The following is a 12,963-nucleotide window of genomic DNA, read 5'->3' as shown; positions in this document are numbered from 1 at the left end:
CATTATATAAATTTAATTCATCAATTAAGGTTAACCTTAGATCCAAGTTGCGAAATCACAAAATCAAGATCTAAACGCCTTAAGGTATCCTTTCTCGGTATACCTCTCTCATCCCAACCCCTCAACTCGTAATACCAACTGAGCATTCTCTGATAACCATCATAATCAAGCTTAGCACCCTTGAGTGGGCCCCTACTCAATGGTCTCTTGAACCACTTGACAGGTGGTGTGTCATACGCCCTATCCCAATGTCCATACTCCCTAACCCAAAACGCCCTGATTAATGTATAAATCCTATTATTTATAGTACTTAGTATATCCATGTTCATGTCCATCCCCGTGGCAGCCTTAAACAACCTAAAGTACCAATCAAGTTCGAGGCCGACCTCGACCCAGGGGAACCTGCAGGTCACTATTGTTTCGAATAGACCACCCCTTATGTTCTGCATTTCCACAAGCTTCTCGACCTTATCCTTGGTATAGTCAAACCTACCCCTCTGAACCTCCCAGGATATTAGCCAGGCATCCTTATGATGAGCACCAATTGGGCTTGTAGAAAATGCTAATGCCATACCTGGCGCTGCGTGACAGTCATAGGCACTTATTTCAAGACCCTTAACATGCATTGCAAATTCAGTGGCTTCCTGACCCAGCTCCATCGACGCTGCCCTAACACCCTTACCAAGTAACCTACCCAGCTCGGTTCTTTGTAGTGCTATATCCATGGCAACATCAACAGCTCTCTTATAATCACCCCACTCAATTCCCTCCTTAAGAAGCCCCTTCTCTGAAGCCTCCATTGCAAAACCTAGGCTTGAACCGAGGCTTATCGTGTCCATACCCATCATATCCGCGATCCTATTTAGGTGCGCCACCTTAGCTAAATCACCAATACCAAGGTTACTACCGAGCATTGCGATATTCTCATAATCCAACTCAGCAGGTTCGTTTTCAGCGTCCTTAACCACGTGCCCGCAAGCCATGACGCATTGCGGACATGATTTAGTCGTGATCTTATTTTTCTCAACAGAAAAACCACCTATTTTTTCATAATCATCAAATTGACCCTCGGAATAATTATACGTGGGCAACACACTAGCTTCTTGAGCCCACTCTACCGTTGATGTGGTTCCTTGCCTCATCCAGAATGGATAACCTGGTTTAGATTTCGTGGCCACTATGGCATCGACGCCAATCTTCCTAAGCATTGGATCTGCAACCTTAATGTCGCCATGGCCCCTCATAACCACTGCCTTCAAGTTTTTACTACCCATAACAGCGCCTATGCCAGGTCTACCACCACTACGTCCCTTCTGGGCAACGATAGTTGCGAATCTCACGAGCCTCTCACCAGCGGGGCCTATGAGAACCATGCCCACGTCACTACCATGAACCTTCTTTAACCTATCCTCAGTGGTAAATGAGTCAAGGCCCCATAAATCATCTGCGTTATTAAAATCAACCCTGAACTCCTCGCCCTTATTCTCAATGTATAGATACGTGGGTTTCTCAGCCCTACCCTCAATTATTATCATATCAAGGTCCGCCCTCCTCATATGAACTGCTAACCATGAACCAATATTACCATCACCATAACCACCCGTTAATGGGCTTTTAGCAGCCACGAGTAACTTACCACTATTGGGTATTGGTAATGCCGTCAATGGCCCCACGGCAAGTATTAACTTATTAAGTGGACTTAATGGGTCGATTCCTGGCGGCAATTCATCCCATAAAGTCTTTATTGCAAAGCCCCTACCACCAATATAGTTCTGTGCAAGGGATGGATCTAGTGATTGAACAACATACCTCCTTCTGGAAAGATCAATCCTTAATATATGCCCACCCCATCCAAACATAACGGTGGTTCAGTGAAAATGCATTAAATAAATCTTTCTTATTATGTCAAAATAAGATAAATAGGGATAATGAGAAAACAATCAATCATTCATAAATTCATTATGTACATAAATAAGCCTATGCCCATTTATCTCAAGAACCTCCACATCAATATCATACAATTCACTTAGTATCTTACTATTAATTATGTCACCTGGAACACCCATAGCCATTATATCCCCGTTCCTTATCGCTATAACCCAGTCGCTAATTAATGCAAGGTCAATATCATGCCCAGTGGCAATCACAGTAATTCCCTTATCATTAACAATCCTTCTTAATGTTAGGATAACCCTATATTTATTACTGAGATCTAGGTTTGATGTCGGTTCATCCAATAATAATAATGACGCCTTTGAAGCCAAAGCCCTTGCTATTAAAACAAGTCTCTTCTGACCAGTACTTAGTTCATCAAATCTCTTACTGGCAATATTATTTATACCCAGGTACTTAAGAACTGCGACCGCATCATCCTTATTTATCCAACCCTCACCATTTCGAGAACTCGTGACAATATCTAGAACTGTTAACGACATTTGCGAGTAAATCTCGGCAGGTGAGTACGAAACGTACTTCGGCAAATCCCTAATGGGAATCTCATCAATACTCTTACCATCAATGTATGCATAACCACCAAAGATTCTTGCGTACTTTATTATAGCCCTAAGCAGGGTTGTTTTCCCAGAGCCATTGGGCCCAAGTATTGTTGTTAGACTCGGCCTTGGTATGTTTAACGTTATTTCCTTAATAATGGGCTCATTATACCCAATCCTAGCATTAACAAATCTAACTATGTAACTACTCATTACGACCACCCCTGAGCAAAAATAGTAATACAGGAACACCAAAGAGACTTGTTATTGCTGTTATTGGCATTACCGTGCCCGTAATCAATACCTTACTAACAACATTCGCGTAAAGCATTATTGTGGAGCCCGAAATCATCGATAATGGTATAACTCTCGAATTATCGGAGCTTGATATTGACAAACGAGTTAAGTGTGGCGTTACAAGGCCTATGAAACCTATAATGCCGGTGAATGATACCGATACGGCAGTCAACAATCCAGTTAATACAATCAATAAGTTCCTAAATGCCTTAGGGTTGGTACCACTGGCTTGCGCAACCTCATCACTTATCATCAGTAGGTTAACCTCACGCGCACTAACCATTATATACGTAAGTACTGGCAGACTTACGCTAATCATAGTAATATCATCACCCCAATTAATGCCGCTCACTGTGCCAAATAGTAAGTAAACTATTGCGGGTAGTGTTGGGATTATTGTTAGTAAGTACGTGTCAAGTATCATGACTATTGACGAGAACATTATTGAAATGGCAATGCCCGCGAGGATGAGCGATAACCAACCACCTCTGCCAAAGGCCACAACGACAATTGTGGCCAGCATAGCGCCTAGGAATGATAGTAATGGCATTAGTATTATTGATGGTGACCCAACCTTAAATAGGACGTTTATTAATAGGCCGAGTAACGCACCTAATAATGCCCCAGAGGCTGTTCCAGTTATGTAAGGTTCGGCAAGAGGGTTCCTAAAAACCGCCTGCATGACAGCGCCTGCCACGGCTAAGTCAGTCCCAACAACTATGCAAGCAAGTATCTCAGGTAGTCTTATATCCATTATTATGACCCTATATGCCTGTGTTGGATCCAGCAATGCCCCTAGTGGTACAATGACCTCACCAATGAAAATATTTAGAATAATACCGATTGATAATAATGGAATAAATAACCAAAGGAATTTTACAATTGGGTTACTGACCGTGGCAATCACCCATCACTTAACGTAATATTTAAGTTGGGCTTAACGTACTGATCAACCCACTGGGCACTAATGTAATGTGGTATGGCCGTTGAGTTAAGACTGAAGGCGCTTGGATGAAGTATCATGGCGAGAAGCAAGGCTCCATAGACTGATAATGGACCCGGCTCCTCAATGAGACTCTCTGCAAAGTTACCAAGTATGTATATATGATCCTCCTTAACAGCATTTGTACTGTTTATTCCAGGTATTGAGAGTATTGCCTGAAGAGTTGCTGTGTAGTTGCCCATGAAATCATCCACAATTATATAGTCAGGATTGACCGCGAGTAATTGGCTTGGACTTACAGTGGGGTACATGCCGTTGAATGGATCATAACCACCGGCTAAATTAATGTAGTAACCAACAAATGACGAGTTACCTGCAACATAGATTGGGTTATACCATGATATGTAGGCTACGGTAACCCTAGGCTCATTCGAGACCTTACTCTCTACGTAATTAATGACATTATTCATATGACTTATCACCTCCTCACCCCTACCTGGAACCCCAAGCGCCTTGGCCATCAGCATTATGTCATTTTCTATGCCAGTCACATTTGTATTGCTCGTACCGCCTATGAATATCACGTTAATGTTAGCCGCGCTCAATGTACTAATGCTCTGCACCAGCTGTGGCTGGAAACCAGCATCTGCACAGAGTAGTGATGGGTGTGCAGTTATTATTGGTTCTATCGGTGGTGATCCATATATTGAATTAATGGTGGTGGCATTACTTGGTATTGTGACATTTAGGTAATTAAGTAGTTGTTCGGAATAAGCATCGATCAGGATAACCCTACTGCCAAAGCCAAGCACATATATTATTTGTGTACAGTCAGGGCTTATGGTACCTACACTACTTGGCTGTGAGTATATTGTGATGTTACGGCCCAAGTAATCAATCACTGTTATTGGATAGTTAACACCAATACTCGACATACCCTGCCTTAACGTATGGACTTGGGTAGCGTAGTACACGGCTATTATTACTACAGCAATAATTATGGCCACCCCTATGATCAACGCCTTTGAAATACCTCTCGACATACGATGATAGGATAAGCATCCTATTTATAAGCATTTTCTACACCCTAAACATTCGTAACACTTAACGTAGAGTTATTGACCAAGGGCTAATCCATCCCCGCGTATGTCGGTGTAGAGTAGTTTCCTGCCATTATCGAGGAATGCCGCTATACTGGCCACGCCGGTCCTGCCTGGATACCTAATTACTTGGTATGGTTCTGTTAGGCCTGTTATTTCGTAACCTTCCTCGATGATTAGTGACTTTCTATCCCACAGGAACCTAGGCGCGTCGATTGCCTCAACAGGACTTAGGCCGTGATCAACCATGTTCGTTATAAATAAAGTATGCTGTTGTGGCCTGAAATGAGCCCCGGAAGTTCCAAGTGCGTATTTTGGTTCTCCATTCCTAGTAATTATTACTGTACTTAATGTATGAAGTGGCCTCTTTCTGGGCATTAATGCGTTCGGCCCATCCATTGAGAAGTCCGAGGCTCTATCATTGAGTGTGATCCCATACTTGGGCTCAGTAACCAACGAACCAAAATGCTGGTATAGGCTTTGGATGGCACTTACGACGTTACCCTCCCTATCCACAACCACGAAATACGTGGTATCGCCAGAACCACTCAATCGCTTGCCAACTCTTGATTTATACGCGGACATCAGGAATCCTGGATCAAGGAGCTTATTAATTGGTATTTCAACAAACCTTGGATCGCCGACATACGAGTCTCTAAGTTCATAGGCAATCCTGTAAATGCCCAGGTAAGTCTCAATCCTATTACGTGACCACGCATCGACATTAACCCTTAACTCCTCAAGAAGCCTCAATATCATTAATGTGGTTATACCCTGGGTATTGGGTGGTGATTCGTAAATAGTCAATCCCTTATAATCAATACTAAGTGGGTCACGCCACTCAGGCTCATATTCCGTTAAATCACTCATCTCCATAACACCACCGGCGGATTGCACATAATTAACAACAGCTTCACCTATTTCTCCTCGATAGAATGCGTCGGGCCCGTACTCCATTATCAACTCAAATGTTTTAATTAATGGCTCTATCCTTATTATATCCCAGGGCTTAGCGTTTATTGGGTATACGGACTTAAAGTCATTGTTTTTAGCAATGTCATTCCTAAGCAATTCTATGGCTTTAGCGAAGCTTGGGCTTGCTGGGAATCCACTCTTTGCCGTCTCAACCACAGGCCTTACAAGGGATTTCCACTCATCAGTTCCAAATCTCTTCCATAATGCATGGAGCCCCGCCAATAGTCCAGGAATCACTGGTGATAATGGCCCTCTTATTGGTATTGAATTCAACCCTCTTTGTAATAATAACTCCCTACTTAGTCTCCTAGGTGCCCAACCACTGGCGTTTATGAAGTAAACCCTCCCCTCCCTGGCTATATACACCATGGCAAAGAAATCCCCACCTAAACCGCCTAAATGAGGCTGCGTAAGAGCCAGTGCTAGTGATGTTGTTATTGCAGCGTCAATGGCATTACCACCGAGACTAAGCACATCAACACCTAACTTACTTGCTAATGGATGCTCAGAGGCCACACCACCTAACTCAGTTATCCAGGGCGGCTTAATTCCGGGTATTATTGGTAATGACATGCACCTAACCGCACTGCTTCACACTTTTAGAGTATTGCGCAAAAAGTAATTAATGCATTAAAGAAATCATTTAATTGGGCTAAGTAGAGTAAGATCCGTTAGGGATAATTATCATGCTGCTTAATTATTCATCATGGACTTACGCTGGGAAACTTCAGGAAGACTTCACAACAAATCTTAAGGCAATAAATGCAATAGCATTATTATTCAATAAGCAACGTATTAAATTGAAAATCACATTATCAACCCTTGAACTAATACTCAACTTACTAGGCTCAAGTAACCCTAGGTTGATGCCGAATGAAGGTGAACGTATCATAATCATTAAAGATACTGAGAAGTCCCTCCTAAGAGATTATAATATTGATAAGTACATATCCCTAAGCAGCATGAGGTATGGGCGTGATCGTACGTACATCATAACCATAAGAACAAAGTCCTCATTAATGACTAAATTAATGGTGTTATGCAATCGTGACTGTGAATACTATGTTGATGAAAAGGTAAATACTGCAAGGAATAATTCAAGCACTTACTTCCAGTTAGTATTAAAGGCAATTTCCATATTAAGTAATGTATTCAGCATTAAGACTCCAAGGGTAGTACTTACCCATAATCCAACTGTTTATGGTAAGATCATGACTATAAATGGTGATGAAGTAATAGCATTATCAATATGGGATTTACTCAGGATAATCAACGCCATTATTGAGGTGAATCCTACGGTAAATAGCATCAGTAATATCATTGATACTGCGGTTCATGAATTCCTTCATTACCTCCTTGATAAGCAATACCTAGTTGCATTAACATTTATGGAGATGATGAAAAGAATTCCCAGTGTGGTTGATGATGGTATTATTCATGAATTAATAGCATGGACATTAACACCACACGTGAGTAGGTACGTGGCCGAGTGCATTAAGTATGGCGTTACAAATAAGGTGAACACTGGCAATGATTTAGTAATTCAATACCCTATTAAAAGGAGACATTTGTTAACTGCCAGGAGGATAATTAATGAATTATTGGAAAGACTTGATGGTAATTGTGGATGAAGCACTAACATAATGGAAAAGCTAATTAAGTCATAATAGGCCTTCGGTAATATATGGGTAAACGCATTGTTATTGTGGGTGGTGGTGCTGCCGGTGCTTCAGCGGCTGCTAGGGCTAGAAGACTTGATCCTGAGGCAGAGATAGTAATGCTTGATAAGGGTTTATACATAAGTCATGCACCCTGTGGAATACCATACTATATTGGCGGCGTTGTTAAGGAGGCCCAAGACCTAGCCATATATACCCCAGAGGAGTTCGCTAAGGAGAGAAAGATAGTGGTTAAGATTAATGCGGAGGTCTATGACATAGATCTGAAGAGTCAGGTGGTGTATGCCAAGGAGGGTAATGATATCACTAAGTATCAATGGGATACGTTAATAATAGCTACTGGTGCTAAGCCAATAACGCTCCCCGTTGAGGGCCATGACCTGAACGGCATATTAACGCTTAGGCTTCCACATGAGGCTCCTAAATTGAGGGAGGAGGTTGAGAAGGCGAGCACTGTTGCCGTGGTTGGTGGCGGTTATATAGGCCTCGAGGTTACTGAGGCACTTAGGAACCTCGGTAAGAAAATACTTCTGTTTGAAATGATGCCTCATGTATTACCGACAACATTTGACGAGGATATGGCTAAACTAATTCGTGATGAACTCACTAGGAATGGCGTTGAGCTTCACCTTAATGAGAAGGTTGTTGGATTTAAAGGCATTAATGGGCATGTGAGCAAGGTAGTCACCGAGAAGGGTGAGTATAATGTCGATAAGGTGATTATGGGTGTTGGCGTTAGGCCAGACGTGGATCTTGCAGTTAAGGCTGGTGTAAAGCTTGGTGAGACGGGGGCTGTTTGGGTTAATGAGTATATGGAGACCTCTGTACCGAATGTTTACGCCGCAGGCGATGTTGCCGAGACCTGGAGCCTAATCACTGGGAAGAGGATGTACATTGCCCTGGCGCCGCCGGCTAATAAGATGGGGCAGGTGGCTGGTGCGAATGCTGTTAAGGGTAGGTTCCTGAAGTTCCCAGGTGTATTAGGCACGGCAGTGACTAAGGTGTTTAGTCTATATGTTGCTAGGACAGGACTAACCGAGAGGCAGGCTAGGGAGGAGGGATTTAAACCGGTGTCAGCGAGTATTAAGGCTAGAACAACTGCTCATTACTATCCAGGTGGTGTGCAGGTTAGTATTAAAATGACAATGGATGAGTCAAGTGGTAGAGTCCTTGGTGTACAGATTATTGGGCCTGATAAGATAGTTGCTGGTTACATAGATATTGCCGCCGCATTAATAGGTAAGGGAGCGGTAATTGACGACTTTTTCTTTGCTGACCTGTCATACTCACCACCGACAGCTCCCATATGGCACCCACTCATCACAGCTGCCAGGGTATTATCTAAAGGTAAGTACTGATTTAGGTGAAGTTGTGAGATTGTAAAATTTAGATTATCCAGTTTCTTCCCTACGTAAATTCTTAACAGTACTCGTAAGGAACGCTATTTCCGAGGGGGCATCCGCCTGTACTAATTCCGTGTCGTCCCTTGGACACCTAAAGTCATACTCATAAACCTCATCAAGTGTGTAGCTCCTGAAGCATGTTGGGCATATGTAGAGTGTTGTTGTGCTTAAGGTATTTATTCTACGCATGAGCTTAGCTGCAACATCATTAATATGTTGAATGAGGAACTTCCTAATGAAGTCCTTATTAATGAACCACTTATACTCATACCTATACTGATCAGTAGACTCGCGGATAAGGCCGACAAGGCCTGCCTTATGCATAACGTGTAATACCCTCCTAATCTCCGTGGCGCTTATGCCCAGTATTAGGGCGAGGGTTTCATCAGGTATTGCCTCATTCCTCTCTATTAATGTACTTAGTATCTTAACGGCTAATTCACCTACCTCCTCATTATCATACTCAAAGGCCATCTTTCTCCTTGCGTATTCAAGGAATAAGGATGTTTCCAAGTCTTCAACCATTAATGATTCATTAACCTAAAGAGTTTTATTCCTTACTACCTTCACGCTTCTTACTAATAATTAAGGGTTCTAATCTACTCCTTATTGCATTCTTTAAATCATCAATACCAATACCGGCCTTAGCGGATATAATTACGTAATTACTGAACTCGCTTTCCACAAGGTTTAGTTTATCGGTAATATCAATGCCGTTGGTTAAATCAATTTTATTAAGAATAGGTAAAACACTAGTCCTAGATATCCCTAGATCATTAAATATCTTTGCTGAACTTACGAATTTTCTAGAGAATTCCTGGTAATCATCACTGACATCCAGCATGAAGAGTATTAAATCCGCATTAAGTACCTCGGCAATTGTTGCGTAAAATGACTCAATGAGTAATGGTGGTATATCATCAATAAACCCTATAGTGTCCGTCAATATTGCATTAACCCCATTGAAGTTTACAAGCCTTGAATAAGTATCCAGTGTTGCGAAGGGTTTACCATCAACATACTTATTCTCCTTAGTCAGTCGATTAAATAATGTTGTCTTGCCAGCGGATGTATAGCCAGTAAGGGCGACTTGTGGTAATCCATAATCCTTCCTCCTAATCACAAGAGACTCTCTCCTTCTCTTGATGGCATTCAATTCTCTCCTAATATGCGCAATACGCCTCATCATATACCTATAATAGGCCTCAATAGCGTACTCACCACCACCATAAAACCCAATCTGCTCACCCATCTTGGCAAGCCTAATGAACTCCCTAACCCTTGGAATCTCAAGCCTAAGCCTAGTTAATTCTATCTGAAGCTTAGCCTCCTTACTACCAGCCCTCCTTCCAAAAATCTCGAGTATTAGCAGTACCCGATCCATCACCCTAGTCCTTAACCTACGCTCAAGGTTAACGTACTGTATTGGGTTTAACTGATGATACGTGATAACCACGTCGGGCTTAAACGAATCAATAAGCGACTCAACCTCGCTTAACTTACCAATGCCTAGGTAATAACGTGTGTCAGGTCTTCTCCTCTGTATTACCGTATTAATAACTTCATAACCACCAGCTTCACTTAGCAATTGAAATTCCCTAATCCTATTCTCCCCAACATCATCAGCAATAAGCAATAAGGCTCTGGCCCTATTACTACTCACTAAGGCATTTTGGCTTGATTCGTTATTTAAAACTATTGCCACAACGACCATTTTAAGTGGTAAATATACTGGCTACCCCGTAATTAAGGAGACTAAAGATGTGAATCCCTACTGTCTCTCTTTATTTTTCTCACGAAGGGTTACCACATCACCTAAGGTTAAAGACTTGCTAACAGGTTTCTGAGTTTCCATGCCTACATCCTCAGCCTCCTTTAATAGGCTGATACCGAGAACCTTCTCAAGCTTTCTAGCGAGTTCAATATCCGGTATTAATTGGCCATCCTCAATCCTCTTTAAAATACTCTCCTTAACCCCAATGACCTTAGCCAATACGTCCCTACTCATACCAAGGCTTTCCCTAGCCTCCCTAATTAACTCAGCATAGTTATCAATAACCTCGTACTTATCAGCATTAATCCTCGGCTTATTAATTCTATACGTAACACCTCTCCTAGACTCATGCCTAACTATAGTCATTGGTTGTTGCGTTACCTGGACCTGTGACAAGCCCTTAATCACCTTAACGCCCTTAACACCTACGTACTTACGGGCGCACCTCTGGCATAGTGTTAATACGGCGCCATCAATTTCCACAATAACGGGTTCACCCTCTATTGGCGCACCGCAAACGTCACATGTTAAGACCATAACCAATCACCTAATTAATATGGGCAGCACTTCTTTAAAAACATATTGGGAAAAGATTAAATATTTCATGCCTAAATGCTTCACGTGTCGATTAGGATTTACAAGGTTGTAGGACGTATGAGGATTGGTATGCAGTGGCAGAAATTTTCGCTGGAGTTGATAGCTACAAAGCCGAGTGAGGCTGTAGAGATAGCGTATAGCGAGTTAGGGAGTAGGCATAAGTTGAAGAGGAGTATGATTAGGATTGAGGATGTTAAGGAGATAAGTAAGGATGAGATTAAACGTAATGATATTTTACAATTATTATCAATGGAATCATTAATTAAGTGGTGAATTGGTCAATGTCTCAACAACCACAGCGAATAGTAATAACGAGGGAGGATATTGAGAGGTTAATTGAGGAGAGAAATTCCCTAGCAGCGCTACTTGATGTTATTAGACAGAACCTCGCATTAATAACACAATCAATAAATGAATTAAGGAGCGCCAAGGACATGCTGACATTATTAAATAAGGGTGAGGTTCAGGATACATATGCTGGAGTTGGTGGAGGTATTTTCATCAGGGCTTCGCCAGCTCAGGGCGAGAAGGTTCTGGTTAGTGTTGGTGCCAATTTCGTAATTGAGATGGATATTCCATACGCTATTAATTACATTGATGAAAGGATTAAGGAGTTTGAAGACTTAAAGTCAAAACTTGATTCTCAATCAGCCGATATAACCAAGAGGATAACGGATATTGATAACTTCCTACTCTATATCAGCGCAGCTGTTAGGCAGCAACAACCTACGCAATAAGGTGTTACTTAATGTTTGATAAGTTGAAAAATGCCTTTAAATCATTCACAAACACAATAGTGAATTCGATAACAACCACGGAATTAAGTGAAGATAAACTTAGTGAAATTCGTGACGAGCTATTCATGCAGCTTGTTGAGTCTGATGTGGCTGTTGATGTCGCTGATGCAATATGTGATGCAATAATTAATTACTTGAGGGGAATTAAGGTGCCTAGGTTTGGTGATAAGGAATCAATGATTAGGAATGGAATTCTTGATGTAATGAATAAGTTATTTAATGATATACCTGATGTAGATTTCATGGGTGAAGTCACGAGAATCCTTCAAAATAAGAAGCCCGTAGTTCTTCTATTCCTGGGTCCTAACGGTTATGGAAAAACAACGACAATAGCTAAGATAACATATCAATTAATGAGAAGGGGTTATACGGCTGTTTGGGCTGCTGCGGATACCTACAGGGCTGGGGCCATTGAGCAATTAGAGGGGCATGCAACCAAGCTTGGTGTTAGGGTTATAAAGCATAGTTATGGTTCAGACCCAGCCGCGGTTGCCTATGACGCCATAAGTCACGCTAAGGTTAGGAGTATTGATTACGTAATGATTGATACGGCAGGTAGGATGCATACTGACATAAACCTAATGAATGAATTAAGTAAGATACAGAGGGTTAGTAGGCCGGACCTGTCAATATTCATAGCCGACGCACTACTCGGCAATGAAGCCCTAGATATCGCTAAATACTACAGTAAGTACGTGAGGATTGATGGCTTAATAGTCACTAAGGTTGATGCGTATCCAAAGGGTGGTGCCATACTGACCTTCCTATACGAACTCAAGAAGCCCATTTACTTCCTGGGCGTTGGGCAAGGATACGATGATCTAAGGCCGTTTAATAAAATGGAATTCTTTAGGCAATTAATCCTATAATTATGGCTAGAAAAGGCTTTATAATACTGGTTATTCA

13 protein-coding genes are annotated in these 12,963 nt (G+C 41.8%); 5 read left to right on the top strand and 8 right to left on the bottom strand.

What is annotated here, in order from left to right; translation table 11 throughout:
- Window positions 1–20: 20 nt before the first annotated feature.
- The 5 genes from VMUT_RS04760 to VMUT_RS04740 form a co-directional block, all read right to left on the bottom strand.
- Complete coding sequence (locus VMUT_RS04760) at window positions 21–1,859, bottom strand: aldehyde ferredoxin oxidoreductase family protein (protein ID WP_013604294.1); 1,839 nt, start codon at window positions 1,857–1,859, stop codon at window positions 21–23.
- Window positions 1,860–1,940: 81 nt separating this feature from the next.
- Entirely contained in the window at window positions 1,941–2,705 is a 765-nt protein-coding gene (locus tag VMUT_RS04755; RefSeq protein ID WP_048056873.1) for an ABC transporter ATP-binding protein, read from the bottom strand.
- Entirely contained in the window at window positions 2,698–3,696 is a 999-nt protein-coding gene (locus VMUT_RS04750) for a FecCD family ABC transporter permease (protein WP_013604292.1), read from the bottom strand. The genes VMUT_RS04755 and VMUT_RS04750 overlap by 8 nt, the downstream gene beginning before the upstream one ends.
- On the bottom strand, window positions 3,693–4,775 hold the full coding sequence (locus VMUT_RS04745) for an ABC transporter substrate-binding protein (protein WP_013604291.1): 1,083 nt from the start codon (window positions 4,773–4,775) through the stop codon (window positions 3,693–3,695). Before VMUT_RS04745 ends, VMUT_RS04750 begins: the two co-directional genes overlap by 4 nt.
- Window positions 4,776–4,847: 72 nt before the next feature.
- On the bottom strand, window positions 4,848–6,380 hold the full coding sequence (locus tag VMUT_RS04740; RefSeq protein ID WP_013604290.1) for a gamma-glutamyltransferase family protein: 1,533 nt from the start codon (window positions 6,378–6,380) through the stop codon (window positions 4,848–4,850).
- Between the two features lie 113 nt (window positions 6,381–6,493).
- Here VMUT_RS04740 and VMUT_RS04735 point away from each other — a divergent pair, with 113 nt between their 5' ends.
- Window positions 6,494–7,438 (top strand): hypothetical protein, encoded by a 945-nt coding sequence (locus VMUT_RS04735; protein WP_013604289.1) that lies wholly within the window; start codon window positions 6,494–6,496, stop codon window positions 7,436–7,438.
- A gap of 53 nt (window positions 7,439–7,491) precedes the next feature.
- Window positions 7,492–8,844: an FAD-dependent oxidoreductase gene (locus tag VMUT_RS04730; RefSeq protein ID WP_013604288.1), complete on the top strand. Its 1,353-nt coding sequence runs from the start codon at window positions 7,492–7,494 to the stop codon at window positions 8,842–8,844.
- Between the two features lie 33 nt (window positions 8,845–8,877).
- Here VMUT_RS04730 and VMUT_RS04725 read toward each other — a convergent pair whose 3' ends face one another.
- From VMUT_RS04725 to VMUT_RS04715, 3 genes are all read right to left on the bottom strand, one after another.
- Window positions 8,878–9,414, bottom strand: a complete 537-nt coding sequence (locus tag VMUT_RS04725) for a transcription factor TFIIE (protein ID WP_013604287.1) — start codon at window positions 9,412–9,414, stop codon at window positions 8,878–8,880.
- Between the two features lie 25 nt (window positions 9,415–9,439).
- The gene (gene hflX, locus VMUT_RS04720; RefSeq protein ID WP_048057189.1) at window positions 9,440–10,552 is read right to left on the bottom strand and encodes a GTPase HflX; all 1,113 of its coding nucleotides are present in this window, start codon (window positions 10,550–10,552) and stop codon (window positions 9,440–9,442) included.
- A 108-nt stretch (window positions 10,553–10,660) separates the two neighbouring features.
- Window positions 10,661–11,200 (bottom strand): multiprotein bridging factor aMBF1, encoded by a 540-nt coding sequence (locus VMUT_RS04715; protein ID WP_013604285.1) that lies wholly within the window; start codon window positions 11,198–11,200, stop codon window positions 10,661–10,663.
- 75 nt (window positions 11,201–11,275) lie between these two features.
- On the opposite strand from VMUT_RS04715, the gene rpl18a reads away from it, so the two are divergent.
- The 3 genes from rpl18a to ftsY are packed head-to-tail and all read left to right on the top strand — an operon-like array spanning window position 11,276 to window position 12,926.
- A complete protein-coding gene (gene rpl18a, locus VMUT_RS04710) occupies window positions 11,276–11,533 on the top strand; it encodes a 50S ribosomal protein L18Ae (RefSeq protein ID WP_013604284.1) in 258 nt (85 codons plus the stop codon).
- An 8-nt stretch (window positions 11,534–11,541) separates the two neighbouring features.
- Window positions 11,542–11,997, top strand: coding sequence for a prefoldin subunit alpha (pfdA, locus tag VMUT_RS04705; RefSeq protein ID WP_048057188.1), 456 nt, complete (start codon window positions 11,542–11,544; stop codon window positions 11,995–11,997).
- 11 nt (window positions 11,998–12,008) lie between these two features.
- Entirely contained in the window at window positions 12,009–12,926 is a 918-nt protein-coding gene (gene ftsY, locus VMUT_RS04700) for a signal recognition particle-docking protein FtsY (protein ID WP_013604282.1), read from the top strand.
- The last annotated feature ends 37 nt before the right edge of the window (window positions 12,927–12,963 follow it).

It is taken from the genome of Vulcanisaeta moutnovskia 768-28, from assembly GCF_000190315.1.
In the GTDB taxonomy this organism is placed as follows: Archaea; Thermoproteota; Thermoprotei; order Thermoproteales; family Thermocladiaceae; genus Vulcanisaeta; species Vulcanisaeta moutnovskia.
This window is presented reverse-complemented; position numbering and strand designations above follow the sequence as displayed.

Coding starts and splice junctions, on each gene's coding strand:
- VMUT_RS04730 (WP_013604288.1), top strand. CDS start 7,492: ATGGGTAAACGCATTGTTATTGTGGGTGGTGGTGCTGCCGGTGCTTCA.
- ftsY (WP_013604282.1), top strand. CDS start 12,009: ATGTTTGATAAGTTGAAAAATGCCTTTAAATCATTCACAAACACAATA.
- VMUT_RS04760 (WP_013604294.1), bottom strand. CDS start 1,859: ATGTTTGGATGGGGTGGGCATATATTAAGGATTGATCTTTCCAGAAGG.
- pfdA (WP_048057188.1), top strand. CDS start 11,542: ATGTCTCAACAACCACAGCGAATAGTAATAACGAGGGAGGATATTGAG.
- VMUT_RS04740 (WP_013604290.1), bottom strand. CDS start 6,380: ATGTCATTACCAATAATACCCGGAATTAAGCCGCCCTGGATAACTGAG.
- VMUT_RS04735 (WP_013604289.1), top strand. CDS start 6,494: ATGCTGCTTAATTATTCATCATGGACTTACGCTGGGAAACTTCAGGAA.
- VMUT_RS04715 (WP_013604285.1), bottom strand. CDS start 11,200: ATGGTCTTAACATGTGACGTTTGCGGTGCGCCAATAGAGGGTGAACCC.
- rpl18a (WP_013604284.1), top strand. CDS start 11,276: ATGCTTCACGTGTCGATTAGGATTTACAAGGTTGTAGGACGTATGAGG.
- VMUT_RS04745 (WP_013604291.1), bottom strand. CDS start 4,775: ATGTCGAGAGGTATTTCAAAGGCGTTGATCATAGGGGTGGCCATAATT.
- VMUT_RS04755 (WP_048056873.1), bottom strand. CDS start 2,705: ATGAGTAGTTACATAGTTAGATTTGTTAATGCTAGGATTGGGTATAAT.
- VMUT_RS04725 (WP_013604287.1), bottom strand. CDS start 9,414: ATGGTTGAAGACTTGGAAACATCCTTATTCCTTGAATACGCAAGGAGA.